Source organism: Lysinibacillus sp. ACHW1.5, assembly GCF_022014815.1.
GTDB classification, from domain to species: domain Bacteria; phylum Bacillota; class Bacilli; order Bacillales_A; family Planococcaceae; genus Lysinibacillus; species Lysinibacillus capsici.
In genome coordinates, this window is sequence record NZ_CP091777.1 from 3238573 (window position 1) to 3259290 (window position 20718).

Sequence of the window (20718 nt, forward strand, 5' to 3'; positions counted from 1 at the left end):
CTCCTATACTGCGTTGTAGCGTTTATGATAGCTAATGTTTACGATTGAACCCTGCACATCATTGTCAGCTGTATAACTAATGTCGTTCTCACCTAGCTGCAACTTAAAAAATACACTGTCTAAATCGAGCCAGTTTATAACATCCCTGCGAGATCCACCCTCATCGACAAACTCAACCGATTTCGTGCCTGGTGTTGTATCAATCACCATCTTTTCACCTTCAGCGAGCGTTTGGTTAACTTTAATGAATTCACCTGTTGTTACGTTTTCGATTTTAGGGTTATCTGCTGGTCCGAAAAACTCAATGTACAACGGTGCCGCAACATCCCCATCATTGTTAATGATACGTCGATCTCTCTGCATGCCCATTTGAAACGGGCCAGAAAAGGGAAACTGAAATAACGGTTGAAAGGCTGGCTCTTCATCAATTTTCAAACTGCGCCAATATGGATCAGGTGCGACAAAATTAATCATACTTTTTTGTAATGTTTTAGCTCTCCCGTCACCATCAGGAAAAGCTGGTACACTTGATGCAACTACTAAAATCTCTCGTACTAGATAGTCATTTTCATAACGTAAGGTACCAGGGCCTAACTTCGGGTTAACAATACGTGCAACTTCTGTTCTTCGCCTTGATACGGTTTCATATCCACCTTCATCGATGGCATTTACGATAAGAAATGTAATATCTATCGAACGTTCATCCAGCAGTACATCTATTAATGTACTACCGTCCTCATAGGGTACTTTTTGTGTTTGGAGATTAGCTGACACATCTCCCAAACCCTCAATATTTTGCAAATAAAAAGGAGGACCGCCAAATGTGACGGACTCTCCAAAGCGATTTGTGTATGTGACTGTCTCCACTAAGCGACCTCTCCTTTAATTAATTGTAAGCCATTTGTTGCGCTACTTTTTTCAATTGTCGTGCATTCTCTGAAGGACTTAAAGGTGTTGGTGAATGTAAGTGTACTTCTTGATGTACACCTTTATCATTCGTACCTTGTTCTACAGCACCGTTTACTTCTACATCAACCTTCACTTTATGCTCAATTTCTGTTTGGATTGCATCGATGGCACCACTGATATCTTTGATAATATCACTAACTTCTACATGAGGCTGAATCCACTCGGCTACTCTTTCGGCAGCTTTTATGGCATCCGATTTCATGTCTGCAAGACCAATAATAATGCCTTTTATAAGGTTATGACCCACGAACTTTTTACCCCAGCGGCTTGGGCTATGGATATCAAGGGCATCCTGAATAGTTTGCTTAATTGCCTCAGCAATCGCTTGGGCTTGCGCAAGTAAAGCAGGTATCATCTCGGATAGCCCTTGCTGCATACCCTTGATAACATTACCACCAATCTCAGGCATATCAGCAACCATGGAATTAAACTCGTCTTTTGTACCCTCTCGGATTTCTGACACAGCTGCTTGCCATTCTGCTGCATACATATCAAGTTGAGCCGCTGTAGATGCACGTAATGCTTGTATTTGTGCTTCTGTATCCAACCTCATTTGTTCATGTTCAGATATCGATTGAGTGTGAGCAAGTTCGGATTTTTCTTTCCAAAGCGCTGTGTACTCTGCAAGTTCGGCTTCACTTAAACCATTAAGAGCTGTAATTTCTGATGCTGCTTTAGGACCCATGGCTTGTAATTCTGCTAATAGCCCTTTATCCAATCCTTTTGCTGTTAATGACTGAAGATCAGACATCCAGTCCTTAAAGGCATCATTTTGACCACGTAAATTACTAATTAATTCTTGCCCTGATACTTCCGATTTTTCACTAACTGCATCAAATAATCCAACAGTACTGTACAGTGACTGCTTACGTGATGAGACAGCATCTTCATAAGCTTTATTTAAAGCAGCTTCACCATCGATCAGTTTTTGGTTAGCATCTTGTATCTTTTTCAAATAGTCATCGTTGATCTTCACAAGCTCGTTATGGATAGCCTTTTTTGCTTCAACAATCTTTTCTTCATAATAGATGCGTTCCTCTGTTCCTTCTGCATAGTTTGCTAAGAAATTTTGATACGCTTCTAATTCATCCGCAAGTGACATTGTGTTGAATTTCTTACGCTGTTCTACATAAGCTTTTTCAACTTCGAATCGCTCTTTAAGACTTTCTTCAATTACAGCTAATTGTTCCTTATAAGCAGCCGTGACTTCATCGATTTGTTCAGTGACTTGAGAATATTGATCATACGCATCGCCAACCTCAAAAGAATGACCGCCTTGTGCAGCGTTTACTGCGTCAATATATTCGTAAAGAGCTTTTTCTCTCTCTTTATTTAATACGGCCATTTGCTTGTTGTAATCTTCTTCAATCTTGATGCGCTCATCTGCTGAATGAGCACTTAGTTCAACAAGTTTGTCGTGTAAACCGCCAATTGTATCAAGCGTGGCATTCAGTTGATTAGTTGGAACCTTTGGTACAAACCACTGAGACATATTAATCGTTGCTTTAAGCGCTAAAGATTTCATGCTCTCTATACCAACAATAACCCCTTTTACGACATTGACCCCTATCAAATCCCTTGTGAGGCGCGAGGGTGAGTGGATGTCTAAAGCTGACTGCATCGTAGTGGCAATGGATGTAGCTATTTCGCGCGCTTTAGCCTCTAAAGGCCCTTGCATACTAGATAGACCATTCAATAATCCTTGTCCAGCCTGTCTGCCAATCTCAGGTAATGAGGAGAAACCGTCACTAGTAGCTTCTGTGATTCCTTTAACAGCTGCAGTCCATTCCTTGTGAAGGTTATCTAGCTCTATCTCAGCATTTTCAGTCATGGAAGCTATAATTAATTGCGTGCTATCTTTTAATCCTTTGAACTCGGCCTCAGCTTGTGTACGAGCAAGTTCGCCCATTTCTTGATACATATCACTGTACTGTTTAAGCTCATGCTCAGATAAAGAATTAAGCGCTTTTAACTCACCAAGTGCTGCTGGACCCATTTGACGTAATTCTTCAAGTAGCCCCTTGTCAATAGCCTTTTCGGATAGCTTTTCTACTTCAGCCTGCCAAGCTTTAAATCCGTCGACCTGAGACTTTAGGTTATTAAGAAGATCATTACCTGATCTATCAATCTTTACTTCAAACGCTTCAAAGATTCCGCCAAGATTACGTAAAGACTTTTCACGATCTTTAACCGCATCTTCATAAACTTTTGTTAGCTTCTCTTCTTCTTCTTTCAGATTCTTATTAACTTCGCTGATTCTACTGGAATACGTTTCGTTAATAGTAGCAAGCTCTTCGCTTACAGCTTTCAAGGCATTCTTGTACTGGATTTGCGCTTTGATTTTAGCAGTAGTGCCATCAGTAAACGTCTTGAGCGCTTCTTCCCACAATCTAGCTTCTTGCGCGTTGCTAATTAACTCTAACTCTCGTTTACCTTCGATAAAGCTTTTCACTGAGTCTAATCGAGCTGTGTCGGCTTTTTCCTGAATGGCTTTAATCTTTTCAGCATATTTTTCTTGAGCAGCAATAGATTTAGCTGCTGCATCTGCCTCTAGCTTTTTGATATGCGCTAGATCAGCTGCAGTTAACTTACGCTTAGCAGCCTGTGCTTTCAGATGAATTTGCTGTATGTTGTACGCTTTGTCTGTTTCGATCTTCGCAAGTTTAGTAGCATTTTCCTTGGTTAACTTTTCGACTTGGGCATTTGAATTATCAACAGTTTTTAGTATGACATTGACCATTTCAACCATGGCTTTTTCTAGAGCTGGTGAACGACCTTCTACGCCAACCAAAATGCCATTTACAACATCAGCCCCTGGCCCAATCATCTCGCGCGCGGGCGAGTGAATTCCAAGCAATTTCTTAAATTTTTCTGGTATAGCATTAGCAATTTCGGATATTTTCGACTTAACACTATCCATCATACTGCTTATACCATTTACAAGGCCTTGAATAATATAGCGTCCTATTGAATGTAGATTAACGCTTTCTAAGAACGATTTGGCCTTGTTCCAGCCGTTCACAACAGCCGTTTTTACATTATCCATCGCTGTCGTAACAGTTGTTTTAAATCCGTTCCAAATCTTATCTATGACTGATTTAATACCATTAAGGATAGATGTCGTCGCTGTTTTAATTCCTGTCCAAATGCTTTTCACAACATTAGCAATAGCATTTAAAATGCTTGAAATAACATTCTTAATTCCATTCCATACAGAACGCACAAGACCCGAAATACTCGTAAATAAATTATCTAAGAATGTCGCGATACTTCTCCAAATATTCGTGAAAACAGATTTAATGCCGTTTAACACCGTTGTGAAGAAGCTTTTGATACTGTTCCAAACTGACGTTATTGTTGACTTCATGCTATTGAAAACAGAAGTAACCAAACTTTTTAATGTATTTAAAGTATTTGTAAAGATACCTTTAATTGCTGTCCATACACCTTGTAAAAACGTCTTAGCTGTTGAACCAAATGCCTTTAATGGTCCTAGTAATTTACCTACGAAATAGAGATTAACAACACCCCATACAGCTTGTAGTGCACCATTAAGTATTTGTTTAATACCATCCCATACGCCTTTCCAGTCACCTTGGAATAATGATGAGAAGGTTTGAATGATTCCTAGGATTACCTTAGTTACTCCGTTAATGACGTTCTTAATTGCTTCCCAAGTGGAAACAATAATCGCTTTTACGACTGGCCATATAAACTGCATAATTGCACCGATTGCAGACATAACTGTTGTTATAATATTCCCAATAGCTTTCCACACAGTGGATGCAGTAGATTTAATGCTTTCTTGGTTCTCATTCCAGAATGAGGTGATTTGTGACCAGACCGATGAAATTAAGCTTCCTACTGCTGTAACAGCTGTTGAGATAGCTGTTTTAATCGCTGCCCAAACTGTTTGCACCTGACTACGGAATGTTTCGTTTGTATTGTATAAACCTACAAAAATTGCTATTAAGCCAGTGACCACACCAATTACAATGCCTACATTACTTGTTATGATTCCAAGTGCTGGACCTAATGCTGGAATTACTCTAGTTGCGAGATTTGCAATTGTAGTACCCAAAGTATTCAGCCTTGGTAAAAATGCAATAAATGACGATCCAACCTTTGTTATAGCTGGAATCAAACCTTTAAATAATGTCCCAAATGCAATGATGTTAGGTACTAATGCAAGTAAAATACCGCCGAATGAGATAAATCCTGCTATCAGGACCCCAATCGTACGATTACCTTCCATCAAACTATTAGCAAACTCTAAAAACTTATTTGCTAGGTTGATAATGGTTGCACCAAGAGGAGCCATGCCAATCCCGAGGTTTACTAAGAATTTAGTTAAGTTTCCAATCAAACTCATTACACTAGGTGCTGTTTGATGTACATAATCAATAAACTGTTGGAATCCTTGGCTTTGACTTAATGTAGCAGACCACTCTTTAAATCTAGCCATCATCGAAACTAGACCATCCATCATACCTTGTGATGATCCAGCAAATGCGCTGAAGAAATAAATAACCCCTGCTGTTGCATCACGGAATATCGCTCGAACCTTCGGCATATTCGTCGCAACATAATCCATGAATGATTGGAATTTTGCGCTATCACTTAAGCCATTTGCCCATTCAGCAAAACGTGCTGTCATCGCTTCAAACCCTTTTGCAGTACTCGCACTTAATGGAGCAAAAGCAGTTAACATGGATAGTAAACCTTTAAATAAGTTGCCAAAAGAGCGACTAAATGTTTCAAGCATTGTAGCCCCACTAGTATTAAGGTAATCCAAGAACTTTTGAATAGGTGGCGTAGCTATCGCTTTATTAAGTTGGTCCATTAAGTTTGCCACTGCTTGAGCACTAGACAAAAGCAGTGGTCTTAATTTAGTAAGTAATGCATCAGTAAATTGCATTGCACTTGTAAAAGCTTGTAAGACAGGTTTTTCTGTCTCAGTAACTAGCGATTGATATGTTTTTTTCATGTTGTCAAAAGAAGCTTTAGAGCTCTTTTGCACTGAATTTAACTGCGCATTTTCATCAAACAACTTCTTGATTGTTGGTATTGCTACAGCTGCAAATGCTCCTGCTGCTGCACCTGCCGCCGTAAACGCGCCTACTAGTGCAAATGCTGAACCTGCTGTTACTCCTAACATGACACCCAAGTTAGCAATTGCAACCCCAACATTTGCAATAATAGGCACAATTGCTGGTAAGACAGCGATTAATGAACCTGATATCGTATGTTGTGCCAATTCACCAAAGGCTCGTAAATTAGAAGCAATGCGTTGAATCTTTCTTTGGAAATCTTCAATCCGTGCCTCAATTTTGATGACCACTTTTTCTCGTACTAATGCTGCAATACGCGCTCGGATTTCAGCCATACGTCTGTTAAATTCGCTAACATCTGCCCCGATGTCGACCCTGACATCATTGGCCGTTGTACGAATTGTATTTTGCACTTGGCGCATTCGAGCCATAAACTCTGTAATGCGCGCTCCAATCCGCGCTGTAAAATTACCGTTCATCTAACTCACCCTTTCTTACTTAAGTTTTCAGCCCACTTCTTCATAGCTTCTTGAGCTTTAGCATGACGTGTTGTATCGATTTTCTTTGATTCTTTCCATGCTTTATCTCCACCTGTGATGCGATCACGTGCTGATTTTGCATCAAATAAATCCTTCTCAATTCGTAGCTTTTTCTTATTAGCAGCTATGCGATTAAATACAGCCATACGAGCCATGTTGTCATAGTTGTCAACGACCTGCAGTAAAGCACCTTTTTTAAAAGCTTTGTACTCGTTTGGTGTCCATGACATTATTAAATCGACATCATACAAATTCATGTGCTGAGCAACGTCTGTTAGGACTTCGAGCCATTCTAAGCCAGCAACTCGGTTTTTGCGTCCAATAGCATCTGAACGCCCTGAGCGTTCTCTTTCTTCTCTGCTTCTGTTCGGGCCATCCCTTTGAATAGCTCTAAGTTCTTCCAAAACGTCGTCACACTTTTTTTGAAAAAACCCGAAGCGTCAATTTCACGGAATGCTTCTTTAAATAATTGATCCGTATCGCCATCTTCTTCGATACGTGCTTCAAGAGCCTCTTCGATATCTGCGATGGATGGGCGCTTCTTTAAATGGGCCAGACCACAATCCCAAAATGCTTTTAATGCATCAATGTCATACTGTAGCAAGCCCGTATAAATGCCATTAAAACCGCCTACCTCGTTTCCTTTGTCATCTTTTTGGTTATAGTTTTTATCCGCCAGATTTTTAAATGCGAAACCGAATTTCGCCTCTTGTTGTGTACCTGCAATCGTTAATGTAGCCATGTGTTATAGCCTCCTAAATAATTTTTTCGGATTAGAAAAAGCACTCACTATGGAGTGCTCGAATTATGTTGCAGTGACTGTTACAGCGACAGTAGCTGTTTTACCTCCACTTGCCGTTGTGATGGTAATCGTTGCTGAACCTTCAGCTACACCTGTGATTAATCCAGCAGTTGTCACCGTAGCGATTGCCACATCGCTTGAAACAAATGTTACATTTTTGTTGGTTGCTTCTACTGGAAGAACTGTAACTGTAAGTTGACGAGTGCTGCCAACTACTACCGATGTTGTTTGTGGCGTAACTGATACGCTATCCACTACTACACCTTCCGTTTGATCCTTACCAAATTCACCAGACTTTTCGCCAGGTGTTTCGAAGCCGTATGTCGCAAACTCAATTACCTCCTGTGGTAATTTAGGTAGTTTACCTTGCTGTGATTTTCCGATAACTTGGAGTGTTGCAGAGATCTCTTGGAAACCGTCACCTGGTGAAGACTTTTCCACTGATTCAACTAACGTGTAGGCAAAATTTGCATCGTGAGTACCATCTTCATTTACTTTCAAATCAACTTCCCACACTTTTAATTGTTTCTCGTTTCGGATTGCATCGAGAATTGCCTTTTGCCCAGGATCCTTTTTATCTCCGTAAGCTGAGATTTCAAATGATTCACTTGATTGGCCGTACGCTAAGATACGACCAAATTTCGTTTGCTCATCTACTAATTCACTCTCAAGTGAATAACTATTTTCAGTAAGATTCCCAATCAAGAATCCATCTGAACCAAGTGCTGCATCTGCTAGCTGTACAAGTAAGACCGTGTCTTTACCGTTTTGCATAAGTGTTTTCCCTCCTAAAAATAAAAACAGCCCATTTAGGACTGTCAGATGTTTTGTACTTTATATTGAATTGATAAAATGCCATGCTTTACATCGGGGCTATTATCGTCTATAACGCGAGATTCACGTCTTAGGACACTTAATACTCTTGCGCCTGGTATGGAGTAATTTCGAGACATTAGAGCCTGCTGGCAAGCTGATAGCATTTCATACGTCTTACGCTTACCGCTGTAATCATCGTTATCCTTCCACCATGTGTGGATTGTAAAAGTTATGGTTTCGATATTGCTTGTTTTGGTATCAAATGGGCTCGTATAAGGCTCTGAGATTGCCACGTATGGATAAGGTGTATTCTCGTCTACTGCATCATAAACACCAAGATCATCTTCATCTTTTCTAGTGATGGCCGTTAGTGCTTCACATGCAGTTAACTTTTGAAAAATAGCTTTTTGAAGTTCAAAGAAAGGCAAGGCATAGTAATTACTCATAAGCCCAATCGCCTCATTTCTGTTTTAAAATATTCTTGGCCTGCATCAACTGCTGGGCCCCAGAATTGTTGAGCTTTCATCCCTTCTGTTGTTACATAACGGCCAAGCTTTAAACTGTAATAAGTCCAAGGTGTTCTGCGGCCATTTCCATTTTGAGCATAGATACCAGTACCATACTCGACGTATATGGCATAATGAACACCAACCGTAACAATAGCGTTAAATTTACCAAGCATCTTCATTTCAATTGAATCTCGCAAGCTACCATCATCAACAGGAGCTAGAGCCTTGGCCTGCGTTTGTATAAGCCGCGCTGTCTCATAAACAATGTCAGATATCTTATCCAGTAGCCCTTCTTCAAATCTACGTGCTGCCCTTAGCAACTCGCGTCCTCCGAATGTAATCCTAGCCATTATTCAGTCACCAACTTTAATGCCACACGCATGATTTCGTGTTGACCACCCTGGTCCTCAGCACGACCTGCGAATGCATATATCTCACCTTCATAGCGTAATCGCATGCTAGAAGTCAAATCGGTTCTGTAAGGATAATACATGTACCTATCCAAAGGATTACTTAGCTGTTGCGCATAATACTGCTCTTTGCTTGTTGGTGTATCAACAAAAGCATCAAGCGTATCTACTGGCACCCATATGGTTGTTGAACCGCCAGCACCGTCTGATACTTTCTTCTTCTGAACTACTTCAACTTCATGAGGAAATTCATCGTAATGCATGGAATTTCACCCTCTTATAAGGCCTTAGATAAGTCCAGATGGCTTTTGGAAACTCTGTATCATAGGAATACGAGACAGTCCCCATCGTGCGCCCTGCTAGACCTGTTGTTTGCATATTAAACTGAATCGCTTTAGCGATGAATAGCTTAACGGCAAGTGGCATTTCGGACGGTTCCCACTTACCATTACAATGGTCTTTCGCTACATCAAATAAAATAGGAGCCATTGCACGATAAAATCCATCATGCTTAGCTCCTGTAACATTATTCAATTGCTTTAGCTGATCTAATTCTTCTTGTGTTGGTTCCCACATAAGACCACCTACTTTTCTGTTTCATCATCTGTTTCTGATTTCTTCGAAGGAGCACGTTTTGGCTTTGGTGCTTCTACCTCTTCAAATTCATCAGTACGTAAAAGACGGGCACCATGTTCCTCAGTGACCGCCCATGTAATTTCTGTTTTTAAGTTTTTAACAAACACGTAGAACCCCTCCTTATTGTGGACGTTTAGCTGATAACACTGCTAGAGCTTCAGGACGCGTTACTTTGGCACCGTACAGGTGAAGTCCTTTCACTGCATCAGCGAAACGTTTCTCCATGCGGTAACCTTCTACTTGCGCTGCTTGCTCCGCATACGTCCAGGCCATGTTATGACCAGCAATGATTTTAGAGTTTGCAACCACTCCAGTGTCTGCTGCAATAGTAGGAGCATTGTTAGATTTCATTAATAAAAAGCCTGCAGCACGACCAACCACACCATTAATTAAACGATCATCAGCCGGGAGTGCGCCAGAACCTACAAAGCGATCATCTTTCAGTAAGAGACCCTCAAACCAAGGTGGTAGAACAGCAAAACGCCCTTCTGTTGGAATGTTTGATTCATCGAGTTTAGTCGAAAGGTCTACTAGGTATTCATAAGCATTTTCCTTTGTCACATCAATAGGTGCTGCATCTGTACCAATTACATTCGTAGCATGTACATAATGTGAGGCGATAAATTGATCTGCTACATTTGATAATGCATAAGCTGCTTCTCGCATTGCAGCATCCATCAGCTTCGGATTTTGTTGGATTTTATCTAAGTCATCAATTTGGAAATTAAAGAATTTAGACTGATCAATCACTAAGTTACGAGTGTTATCAGAAAGTTCCTCTGGATCAGTCATATCATTATTTCGCGTGTAATCGCCTACTGATACTGCACCAATACCATTGATTTTCACAGTGTCACCATAAGCCGTGATTTCGCCTTCGTAATCACGATTGATTACTCCAGTTTGTCCGAATACTAAAGATTTTTGTAAGTTGTGTAATAGTCGAGCTGACCAGATTTTTGGAATAAAGTTTGTTGCTGCCATAATAATGTTTCCTCCTTACCGATAATCGGTTATAATAATTTGTTTTTAACGATTTCATCCCAGTTAGCATTGATTTCTTCAGTAGTCATTTTCATAACAGCTTCTTTTGTCAATGCGGTAGGTTGACCGCCTTTAGGTGGTGGTGGCGTGCCTCCATCTTTGAAACGCTTGTCCACTTCTGCTTGTACAGCCGCATTAAATTCTGCTTCTAAGATGCCTAAATTAGCAGTTGTCTTTTCTGCATCCTCACCTACAAAGAACTCTACTAATTTTGCTGGTAAACTCTTTTCTGTTGCAGTAGACAACGCTTGATTAAATAGCTTTTCACGCGCTGCTTCTTTTTGAGATTGCTCAAATTGTGCTTTTAAATCGCGTAACTGTTTTGCTTCTTCTGATTCAGGTGGATAACGCTTGGAAATCTCATCTTCTAATTTCTTTGGAAGAGTTTTAGTTTCATAAGTCTTAATAGCATCAGTTACTCGAGTATCAGCAAATGACTGTAGCCATTTCTTACCCTCATCATTGTCATTTAGAAATGATTGAACCGTTTCGAGTGTCAACGCAGCCCCTTGACCGTTTCCCCCTGATGCTGGCTCCGGTGTAGGTTCAGGTGTTGGCTCTGGATTAGGATCTCCTTCTCCCGCAAGCATTTGAATATCTAAAGGTATTAACGTTTTAAGATTGAATGGATTTTGATTCATAATTTCCTCCTTGCCCAATTTAGTTATTCATAAGAATCCCTAAACTGTTCAAAAGTTTATTTGTTCTCGTTCTTTATAGCGTCTACGAGAGTAAAGACAAAAATAAAAAGCCGTATGACTACGACTAAAATTACTCCAAATTTCATCTGGACTTACATTATTTAGTTAACTATCATAAAAATGAGGTGATACTTTGTCAGGCATTTTTAAATACACAAAATATATTCTTATGTTTATTTCCGCAATTCAGTTAGCAAGGTTTAGTCCAGAATATTTAGAACCAATACTTCTTTATGAGTATCTAGTATTGATAGCGTTTTGTTTTTTTCTAGGCATTCTGGAAGATTTTTTAAAGCCAAGTAAAAAAACAAATATTTTAGTGCGTGTAGCCATTATCATTTGTTCTCTTGTGTTATTTTTTACATCAGTCTCTCTCAAATCAATTGCTACAATTATTTTTTCGGTAATAATGTTTATTGCTATCAGTTTCTCAGTTTATTTAGAGATTAGGCAAAAGGATTAAATCACCTTTTGCTTTTACTCCTCTCCACTGAATTGTTTTCTCCACTCTTTATAACTCATGAACGGAATTGTAACACTAGGTGGTTTCACCAGTTTGTACGCTTTGTTAAAAGCCTGTCTGTAGGACAATCCTAAATCAGACATATAAGCATCAATACGAGCAGCCAATTGCTTCTGGTACGTATCGTCCATGTAATCTCTGCCTCTACGGTACTCTGGTAACTTGCCATTCACCATATAAATCGTATGACATCGACATTGTATATCCATTGAAGCAATGCCCCATAACCTTGGTGCTTTTGATTTCCATTTACCATAATGATAATAGCCATCTTTATCAGCTTTCTGACCATCTAGCTTTCTATGAGACTTCCTTACCCTGGTATCAAGTGAGGACATCCAAACCTTGGTTAGCCGAGCTGTCTTGCTAGCCTGTTCCTCAATAGCTAGGTCAACTTGCGACCTTACTCGACCACCTTCTGTTCTGGCAACAAGTATAGCTTTCTTTCTCGTCCAACCCATAGCTTGTTCAATTCGAATTGCCATGTCTGTGTAACTTTCACCAGCTTGTAAACTCTGTGCAATCTCGATGTTTAAACGCCTGATAATATCGTTTCTATGAGCCTCGAATATCTTAGGTAACGTTAAAAACTCAACAGGATTAGTTAACGCTGCTTGTATCACTTCAACAGAAGGTATTTTAAAGCCCATTTCCTCACCTGTTGACTGCTGTAGCAAATATGCCATCAATAAGTACCTCTCGATGTAAAGTCGCTCCTGTGAAGCTTGTATGAGCTTGATAATCTCTTTATAATCAGCATTTAGTTGTTGAGCAATTAATTTCATCTCTTGGTTAAAGCGATTGTACTTATTGACATCAGTCCAGGTAGCTTGACCGTTCTTACCGAACTTGCGGTGCATCTCTAACATCTGACTAAGTATCGACTTTAAGCGTCTTGCAAAAACAACCTCAATATCCCTCTCAGCTTTAGCTTCTAAATCATCTAAGATACGATTGATTTCCTGTTGATTCATCGGCTAACCTCTCCCGATCCACCGCATTTTTTACATACAATTTGCTTCCCTGTTTTAGTGCTTGTTACTTCACCAGTACCTCCACAATCTTCGCACATCTTTTTGCTACTTAATGATGTACTCTTCTCCTCTTTTTTCTTCGGGAAGATGTCGTCCATTTCTTGCGCTCCGATTTCGTCTAAAGGTTCAAGCTCATTACCATACAATTGAGCATCCTTCTGCATCTCTTCTAGTTCATACTCCACATCATCAACAATTGTTAACTTAGAAAGTCGAGTGCGTTCTGACACTAACCCTTTTAAGGCTTGTGAGGCTTGAGCTTCTGATAGTAAATCAACAGGGATGTTTCGCTTGTATTCATACCAAACTTTCAAGTAATCGTCCTTAGAGCAAATACCTTTTTTGGCCCATGCACTACATAAGACTTTGAATTGGTAACGTAAAGCTGTCGTAAACTTTCGCTCCATTGTTTTGCATTTGTTCTCAAGGGCCATAAGTTTATACTTCATTGCTACGCCACTAGCATTACCAGCAAACGATTCATCACTGAAATTCACACTCTTAGCTAGGCGCATGATGTTCTCTTCAAGGCGGTTTAAATGGTTCTCAATCATTTGATCATTAACATCTTTGGTTAGATATTTAATGTCGTCATCTTCGCCCATCAATTCAAAGATGCCAGTTCGAGCGACCTTCTTCGCATCTTCGTCATCCATCCCCATACCTTTAAGCACTAGGTATGCCAATCGGAACTGTTCGATTTCGTTTGAAGCATCAGATAAAGTTCTATCATAAGCGTCGATAAGGTTGTACACCTTATCTGCATCGCCCTGCAGCTCCTCATTATTGGGAACACCGAATAAAGGGCAATAGTCAAATAAGTGCTTCCTTTCGTCTTTCAAAACAAATGGTGAATCAGTATCAGAGCGAGTGTAGAGTCGTTCAGTTGTTGCATCATAAAACACCAGCTGCTCAATCTCTACTTTTTCTCCCTCAGCATCTAGTTCAGCACTTTTGAAGTATCGCAGTGCGTATTTTGGTTCACTTACATTTGCTGTTTCAGAAAGGATGATAGTTTCCCATGGATCAATTGTTGTAACTCGTTCATTTCCATCGGTATCAATATAAAGCAGTCTTGCTGAATAGCCACAAATAGCTGTTTTCTTGCCAGATTCACTGTCCAAATCATCGACAGAATTACGCAAATTAAAAAGCTCAATCGCCTCAGATAATTTATCAAGGCCTTGAGCTTGCTTGTCTACTACGTATGAGATTGGATTACCAAACATGTAGCCAACCTTTGTGTCTACTATTTCAGCGTCTAAAGGGTTATTAAGAGTATTGTTCACCTTGTCGTCAACACGGACTACATTGTCATTACCTTGGGCATAATCAGTTGGCTTACGTGTTAAAATCGGTACTGCTGATAGTTCTGCTTTATAGCGATTGTAGTTGAGTAATCGTTTGTTTCGTTCAGCTTTAGTTTCTGAAACGAGCTTATCAAGTAATAGAAGTGTAACACCCTTCGCATCGATATAAGCAATGTATTCGTTCACTGTACCACCTCCTTATCGGTTCTTCCCTGTGATGATTTCTTTATAATAATGCGTATAAATCGCATAGCGTAGAGCATCCAGTACGTCATCCCACAATTTAATTGGTTCTCCAGTGCTCGAATTCCATACGTATTGAAAAATTTCATCTTCAAAACGTTTCACTTTATCACGAACAACAAACAACCTTTCTAATTTGAAACGTCTAGCTACTTCTTCTATTCCTGCTACAACTGTTTTTTTTGCATTGAACGCTCGTATTTTTTCGCGTTTAAAACGTGCAACATGTTCTGGTCGAGCTGTATCACAATAAAAGTTGATATTGCCATAACGCTCTTTAATATCTTTCGCTATCTTTACCCAATCATCAATCTCATAATATTGATGAGCATACTCTTCACACAAATACACATCGCCTTGGTCGTCTTCTGCCAGTACAACAATAGATCCAAAGTGCTCATATCCCCAGTCAACGCCAGCAAAATATTTTACGATATTCTTTTTGCTGAATTCTACAGAAGAAACATAATGTACGTTCTCTTTAAAATCTTTATATACAATACCTTCTGCAGCTACCCAGCGTCCGTAAATATCGCGTTCAGTAAACATGCCTGAAGGTGTACTTGCTACAATTGATTCGATGTATTCCTCATCTAATTTATCGTTATCAAATAAAGAAAAATTGAATACGCGAATGTTCAAACGACCACTTTCTAAAGTTTGACCATCTTTGTCAATGTAGTCTTTCTTGATACTGTGTGCTGGATTCTCCGGGTTTGTATCAATAAATATTCGAGCTCCTGGGTAAGAACAACGTGAAATAACTTCTTTTACAAATGTGTCATGTAATGCAGTTCCTTCATTGACGAAAGCCCCTGCGGATGTAAATCCACGTGCCTTTTTCCAGGAATCTGCTTTTGCCCCATCAAACACGTATACCTTATTACCAAAAATCGTAACAGCATTAGCCTTATTGAGCTTCAATTCTTTGCCCAATATCATTTCCATATCATCTAGTACATTTCGTCTTATACTCGCCTGTGTAGCGCCACCGATGATAAAAGATAGCCCTTGTCCTTCATACTTTGCAATATGCATTAAAAAAAGCAAGATAAACACGAATGTTTTCCCTGCTCGCTTTGCACCACTTGCGACTATGATTTTAGGCTTTTCTTTAACGAACGAATCCATAACGGACTGTTGTTTTTTTGTTAATTCAGCCATTACTCTTCACCAGCCATGCGACGTAACATTTTCGCAATCTCTGATTCTTGCTTATTACTATCAGGGTTTTCGAGTTTGCTAATTTCGGCTTTTGTTTTATTGATGTTCAACTGCATCTGCTCAAGCTTCAACCTACGCTCATCATCCTGATCCGCCATCTCCACAAATTGACGAATAGAAGAACGCAACTCCCCAATTGCTCTCGATTGAGCAGTGAGTAGTTGCGCCTGTCGTTCCCATGCGAATTGGAAGTTGTATTCTTCTTCTGTTACAGCTTTTTCTACGCCTCCGCCATCCTCTTTGGATCGTGGGTAGTATTCGTATTTTGCCTTTTTGAGCTCTTTAATCATTTCATCTTTAGATTCCACATGCATAATCCGTTGAGCTCTTATGATTGCAGCATACTGAATCTGTATCTGATCCCAGATTAAATCGGCTGGAGAACGTTCATTCATAGCTTCCATGATTTCGAGCGTTTCCTCTGGTAAGAACTTTTGAAAGAAACCATGTGTCAGAGCATTTGAGTTTTGTTTTGGAGCTGATGCATTTTTATTACCTCGATTACCTTTTGCGTTAGCATTACCAACAGGTGCTCCTCTTTCTCTCTGAACATTTTTAATTGTAGTACTACATTCATTTGTTTGTAGTACTACATTCCACTTATCACGACTTTTCCATGCTGAAATTGTTTTCTCTGGTACTTCTAGTTGTTCAGCTATAGCTCGATTTGTGATATCTCCGTCATGTTGCTTGAATATATCAAACGCTTCATCCCTTCTAGGGTCTCTTTGTCTAGCCATATCTCATAAACACCACCTCCAACACAAAAATTATTCAAAAGAAAAACCCCTCCATATTAGGAGAGGTTTTTTATTTCCAATTCTGCATTTCGTATTTTTAATGTCATAAGTTCCATTTCCATATTTGCAGTTTCTATTGCATCTTTCAAACTCTTTTCCATTACTTTTTCGAAATCCATTTTCATAGATTCATCAATTATTTGGGCTGCTTTATTCCAAGCGTTTTTCTCATTTTGTATTGCATTGTTTTTGATATCATTTAAAAACTTCTTGTTTGTCTTAGCAAAGAGATTTTGCTGAATCTTATCCCATAATTTTGTTGAATGCATATGATTCTTTTCTAAATTCTCATCTAATGCATGTCCAATTTCATGACAAAGAATAATTATGAAATAATCTTCAAAATCGATATCATTGAAGTCTTCCTTCAAGTCATTTCTCAAAGTTTCAACATTGTAATAAATACTATGTTCGTCCAAACTGTAACACATTTCATAACGTTCCTCATCAGAAACTTTTAATTCAATATCTGTTAGATTCGCCTTAATAAAACACTCCTGAATTCGCTTTTCTAATTCTGCTGACAATTTCATAAGTTCCACCTCCCACCCAATCATAAACTAGCAGATGAAATATATGTAATAACTTTTTGCTCTCAAAACCACACCAAACTCCGCCCTCTCATCACAAAGTGTTTTGGCTGTTTGATGCAGTATTCAAAGCAAAAGAAAAACACCCCTAAGGATGTTTATTTTAGTTTTTTATCTCACTTTTCTTTAATCTGATTTCTTTTCGTACAAGTTTTTGAAAATCAGCTAATTTTTCTTGTATTAGATTAAATCCTTTTCTATCGGATACTCCTTCTATTTCTCCAGATTCATAAATTTGCATGGCCATAAAATCATAGAAATCCTTTATCTTAATTAACTCAGCATAAACTTCTAAGCTACCTCTTTGCGCATATTCATATAATTTTCTTTTTATAGACAAATGCTTTTGGACATAATTAAGTATTTCTTGATATGGAGCATGATTCTCATTATATTCAAACCAAATGTATTCGTTTATCTCCTCAACTTCTCTTTGTAAAGGGTATAAAAACATTAATTCTTCTTTTATTTTCTTCTCATTTTCTATTAATCTATTTGATTCGATTGTTCGTTTAACACCAATTAATGTGATGAAGCCACCTATTATCGCACCTACAAATGCAATTATTCCAGCTAATAAAGTTGTGTCTATTGTCTCGAACTCTATAAGGACCAAACCGATTGTTAATAAAGTGGTTAATGTGGTTAATGCTATAACAGACCATTCTGCAATTTCTTTCACTATAAATTCCCCCCACTTAATAATAAAGTGAGAATGAAAAATTTCAACCATTTATAAAAATAATAAAAAGCCTCCATCCTAAGATGAAAGCTTTGATATTGTGGTAAATTGTCGAGAGCTCACTTGCGACTCGTGGTAGAGCGACACCACGTTATTTTGTAACGAATTGTGTTCTAGATTTATAGTGCATTTCCGTGCACTTTGTTGATGTAGTAAGTTTGACTGAAATTATGGAAAGTGGACGAAGTTCACATATAAACCACTCCTTCAGTTTTATTTGCCTGTTCCCTATATCTCTTAAAAAATATGGGCCGGCCATGTATGTCTTGCTCCGAACTAATTTGCTCGGCGCAGGTCGGTCGTCGGTCTGTCTTTCCCTAATATTTAGGTTTTTATAAATACCAAGAGAGGAAAAGCTTACCGCGCCGTCCTGCCTCCCAGTTTACAATGGATTTTTTATTTCACAAAACATGCTACATGTTTTACATTTGTTCCTTTTGTTACATCTGTTTCATTTGTTTCTTTCGTTCCACAATCGCGCCTGATTGTGGAAGATCGGTTTTTCAATTAAATGTCCTATAATTTTCTTCGTTTGTTTTTCAAATCATTTATTTTAATAACACCATAATAAACAATCCAAAATAAGAGAATTAAAAATACAGAATAATTCTTTTTACTTTCAGGCAATAAAATTAAAGTTACAATATATATAAGAACACTAGGAACAAGTAATACCCAATACAATTTTCGTCTATTCATTTAAAATCACTTCTCCTTCAAGACAATCTATTGACAGTATAGCTCTCGCGCAAACAACCCTAATAAAGGAATTTTAAATATATTATACCATTAACAAAAAAGCTCCTAAAGCGTCCTTTGGTGACCTTAATTGTTATTCAACAATCTGGCCCCGATTTTTGAATAAATGTTATTAAAAAGAAGTAGCCCATTGGCTACTTCATCATCTGACTTAAAATATTATTTCTCACTCTAAATATCGTTGTACTAGATAGTCTCATATGTTTACCAATCGCTCGCATACTATCCCCATCCAGCAGTCTATGAAGGACCTCAACCTCCCTGTCACCAATCACGTAAGGAATACGTTTTTGCACTTCTTCAATCTTTTGCTCATATTCCTTAATACGATAATTTAACGAATATACACGACGCTGTACTTCTGTATAAACTGGATCACTTGTACCTCCACTAGCTTTTGGCAATGTTGCCTCAATCCCATACATAGCCGTTTTTGCCCCAATGTAGCTATTGATATCAGCTTTCGCTACTGGCTGCCTTGCTTCCTCGATTGTTTCAACCATCCATCGATAATTCTCAATCCATTGTAGTAAATCCTCTTTTGTAACTTTAATTTGCCCTTGTTTCATAGGTTTGCCCTCCTACGGTGTGATATACTAGAGTTGTGAACACCATCAAAGGGCATAAACCAATTCGAGCTGTAGCGTGTGCAAACGCTGCGGCTTTTTCTTTTCTAAAACTACTAATATGCTATAATTTGGTTAAAAAGGAAGTAGATAAATTATGTTCGATTTTATTATTGGAATATTAGAAATTATGGCTAAGATTATTTCAGTTATATGGGATGTACTTGTTTTACCATACAAGCTAATTTGGATAATTTTAGTTATCGGTATTCTAGCTAAATTTTATTTTAAAAAATCCCGAATTAACTAATCCTTAAAGTTTGGTAGGTAAATCCCCGCCGAACTTTTTTCGTTATTTCCTCAAAGTGTTCAGCAACTAAAATAAAGCAAGTTGCTTAATTTCATAATTCATTATTAGTAATTCTTCAGCTGGTGCCCCCATATTCTCGCCACCAACAACTTGTTTAAATGCCTGGTGAGTTTCCACAAACCAATCTTTATATATATTTTTTAATAACGGATCCTGATAGTAACTAATCATCACTTTGGCCTTGCATGAATTAAGCATATCAGCAAGTTCAATATGATCTTTTTCAGTAAATCCGCCTGCATAGTATTTTTCACGCCCAATATAAGGTGGATCGACATACATTAACGCTTCGGCCGAGTCATATTTATCAATTATTTCTCGGAAGTCTTTCTTTTCGATCATTACCCCTTGCATCCTCTTTGAAAAATCTTGTATTGCCTTACAAGCATTCACATAACCCATAGCAGGATTTTGACTACTTGTTGTACTATGTCGCCATCCAGTATTAGGTACTTCATCAGCATTACCACGACTAATGGCTGATCTATTTAAGTAAAAAAATCTAACAGCCTGGTCAAACGGATCTCGAGGTAAAGGCTCTCTCTTCCATTTTTCAAAAAGTTCTCTACTATAGGGTAATTGTTGGCATGAATCAGCTAAATCGTTTGGCCGATCGATTGCCTGCATAATAAAATTTACTACTGATCCATCAATGTCGTTATAGACTTCGTGATTGACTCTTGGCTTGCGTGAAATGACATGTGCTGCACCCCCAAACGGCTCAACATATACTTTGTGACTTGGCATTTTACTAATGATTAGATCAGCTTGTTTTCCTTTTCCTCCAAACCAAATTAATGGAGTTCTTGACATTATAAACACCTCCTGGTATTGAACATTTTCTTTCAATTACACCTCTAATTGCTTTAATTTCATGTTCCAAAGTTCTGCAATTTCTTTTGCAACATCAATCTCAAAATCATCAAAGATATAGGCGTTTTCAATATTCCTTGTGAATGTATAATGCCATCTAATGTCAGAATCATTAGCGATATATTCGGATATGATATCTGGTAATTCGCCTCTTATTTTTGGGGGTGTCATATAACTTTGATAAACAAGGTATCGTACCATATTAGA

Annotated in this window: 22 protein-coding genes; 1 reads left to right on the top strand and 21 read right to left on the bottom strand. The window is 38.5% G+C overall.

What is annotated here, in order from left to right; translation table 11 throughout:
* Positions 1 to 3: 3 nt before the first annotated feature.
* The 12 genes from L6W14_RS16160 to L6W14_RS16215 all read right to left on the bottom strand — a co-directional run bounded on the left by L6W14_RS16160 (position 4) and on the right by L6W14_RS16215 (position 11417).
* Positions 4 to 867 (bottom strand): phage tail family protein, encoded by an 864-nt coding sequence (locus L6W14_RS16160; protein WP_237898346.1) that lies wholly within the window; start codon positions 865 to 867, stop codon positions 4 to 6.
* Positions 868 to 886: 19 nt separating this feature from the next.
* A complete protein-coding gene (locus L6W14_RS16165) occupies positions 887 to 6499 on the bottom strand; it encodes a phage tail protein (protein WP_237898347.1) in 5613 nt (1870 codons plus the stop codon).
* Between the two features lie 5 nt (positions 6500 to 6504).
* Positions 6505 to 6963, bottom strand: coding sequence for a hypothetical protein (locus L6W14_RS16170; protein ID WP_237898348.1), 459 nt, complete (start codon positions 6961 to 6963; stop codon positions 6505 to 6507).
* Positions 6852 to 7301, bottom strand: coding sequence for a tail assembly chaperone (locus L6W14_RS16175; protein WP_237898349.1), 450 nt, complete (start codon positions 7299 to 7301; stop codon positions 6852 to 6854). Before L6W14_RS16175 ends, L6W14_RS16170 begins: the two co-directional genes overlap by 112 nt.
* Before the next feature lie 63 nt (positions 7302 to 7364).
* Positions 7365 to 8135: a phage major tail protein, TP901-1 family gene (locus L6W14_RS16180; RefSeq protein ID WP_237898350.1), complete on the bottom strand. Its 771-nt coding sequence runs from the start codon at positions 8133 to 8135 to the stop codon at positions 7365 to 7367.
* A gap of 44 nt (positions 8136 to 8179) precedes the next feature.
* Positions 8180 to 8623 carry a DUF3168 domain-containing protein gene (locus L6W14_RS16185; protein ID WP_237898351.1) on the bottom strand — a complete coding sequence of 148 codons (444 nt, stop codon included), beginning with the start codon at positions 8621 to 8623 and terminating at the stop codon, positions 8180 to 8182.
* Complete coding sequence (locus L6W14_RS16190) at positions 8620 to 9036, bottom strand: HK97-gp10 family putative phage morphogenesis protein (protein ID WP_237898352.1); 417 nt, start codon at positions 9034 to 9036, stop codon at positions 8620 to 8622. The genes L6W14_RS16185 and L6W14_RS16190 overlap by 4 nt, the downstream gene beginning before the upstream one ends.
* On the bottom strand, positions 9036 to 9359 hold the full coding sequence (locus tag L6W14_RS16195; protein ID WP_237898353.1) for a phage head closure protein: 324 nt from the start codon (positions 9357 to 9359) through the stop codon (positions 9036 to 9038). Before L6W14_RS16195 ends, L6W14_RS16190 begins: the two co-directional genes overlap by 1 nt.
* Positions 9346 to 9672: a head-tail connector protein gene (locus tag L6W14_RS16200; RefSeq protein ID WP_237898354.1), complete on the bottom strand. Its 327-nt coding sequence runs from the start codon at positions 9670 to 9672 to the stop codon at positions 9346 to 9348. The genes L6W14_RS16195 and L6W14_RS16200 overlap by 14 nt, the downstream gene beginning before the upstream one ends.
* 8 nt (positions 9673 to 9680) lie before the next feature.
* Complete coding sequence (locus L6W14_RS16205; protein ID WP_237898355.1) at positions 9681 to 9839, bottom strand: DUF7302 family protein; 159 nt, start codon at positions 9837 to 9839, stop codon at positions 9681 to 9683.
* A 13-nt stretch (positions 9840 to 9852) separates the two neighbouring features.
* Positions 9853 to 10716, bottom strand: a complete 864-nt coding sequence (locus L6W14_RS16210; RefSeq protein ID WP_237898356.1) for a phage major capsid protein — start codon at positions 10714 to 10716, stop codon at positions 9853 to 9855.
* 29 nt (positions 10717 to 10745) lie between these two features.
* Positions 10746 to 11417, bottom strand: coding sequence for a DUF4355 domain-containing protein (locus L6W14_RS16215; protein ID WP_237898357.1), 672 nt, complete (start codon positions 11415 to 11417; stop codon positions 10746 to 10748).
* Positions 11418 to 11610: 193 nt separating this feature from the next.
* On the opposite strand from L6W14_RS16215, the gene L6W14_RS16220 reads away from it, so the two are divergent.
* Positions 11611 to 11940 (top strand): hypothetical protein, encoded by a 330-nt coding sequence (locus L6W14_RS16220; RefSeq protein ID WP_237898358.1) that lies wholly within the window; start codon positions 11611 to 11613, stop codon positions 11938 to 11940.
* Between the two features lie 14 nt (positions 11941 to 11954).
* On the opposite strand, the gene L6W14_RS16225 is transcribed toward L6W14_RS16220, so the two are convergent.
* The 9 genes from L6W14_RS16225 to L6W14_RS16265 all read right to left on the bottom strand — a co-directional run bounded on the left by L6W14_RS16225 (position 11955) and on the right by L6W14_RS16265 (position 20712).
* The gene (locus tag L6W14_RS16225) at positions 11955 to 12974 is read right to left on the bottom strand and encodes a phage head morphogenesis protein (RefSeq protein WP_237898359.1); all 1020 of its coding nucleotides are present in this window, start codon (positions 12972 to 12974) and stop codon (positions 11955 to 11957) included.
* Positions 12971 to 14530, bottom strand: coding sequence for a phage portal protein (locus tag L6W14_RS16230; protein WP_237898360.1), 1560 nt, complete (start codon positions 14528 to 14530; stop codon positions 12971 to 12973). Before L6W14_RS16230 ends, L6W14_RS16225 begins: the two co-directional genes overlap by 4 nt.
* 12 nt (positions 14531 to 14542) lie before the next feature.
* The gene (locus L6W14_RS16235; protein WP_237898362.1) at positions 14543 to 15751 is read right to left on the bottom strand and encodes a PBSX family phage terminase large subunit; all 1209 of its coding nucleotides are present in this window, start codon (positions 15749 to 15751) and stop codon (positions 14543 to 14545) included.
* Positions 15751 to 16551 (bottom strand): phage terminase small subunit, encoded by an 801-nt coding sequence (terS, locus tag L6W14_RS16240; RefSeq protein ID WP_237898363.1) that lies wholly within the window; start codon positions 16549 to 16551, stop codon positions 15751 to 15753. The genes L6W14_RS16235 and terS overlap by 1 nt, the downstream gene beginning before the upstream one ends.
* Before the next feature lie 56 nt (positions 16552 to 16607).
* The gene (locus tag L6W14_RS16245) at positions 16608 to 17144 is read right to left on the bottom strand and encodes a hypothetical protein (RefSeq protein WP_237898364.1); all 537 of its coding nucleotides are present in this window, start codon (positions 17142 to 17144) and stop codon (positions 16608 to 16610) included.
* Positions 17145 to 17304: 160 nt separating this feature from the next.
* A complete protein-coding gene (locus tag L6W14_RS16250; RefSeq protein ID WP_237898365.1) occupies positions 17305 to 17883 on the bottom strand; it encodes a hypothetical protein in 579 nt (192 codons plus the stop codon).
* Between the two features lie 953 nt (positions 17884 to 18836).
* Positions 18837 to 19271 carry a LuxR C-terminal-related transcriptional regulator gene (locus L6W14_RS16255; RefSeq protein WP_237898366.1) on the bottom strand — a complete coding sequence of 145 codons (435 nt, stop codon included), beginning with the start codon at positions 19269 to 19271 and terminating at the stop codon, positions 18837 to 18839.
* Positions 19272 to 19644: 373 nt separating this feature from the next.
* Positions 19645 to 20451, bottom strand: a complete 807-nt coding sequence (locus L6W14_RS16260) for a DNA adenine methylase (RefSeq protein ID WP_237898367.1) — start codon at positions 20449 to 20451, stop codon at positions 19645 to 19647.
* 36 nt (positions 20452 to 20487) lie between these two features.
* On the bottom strand, positions 20488 to 20712 hold the full coding sequence (locus L6W14_RS16265) for a hypothetical protein (protein WP_131521415.1): 225 nt from the start codon (positions 20710 to 20712) through the stop codon (positions 20488 to 20490).
* Positions 20713 to 20718: the final 6 nt, after the last annotated feature.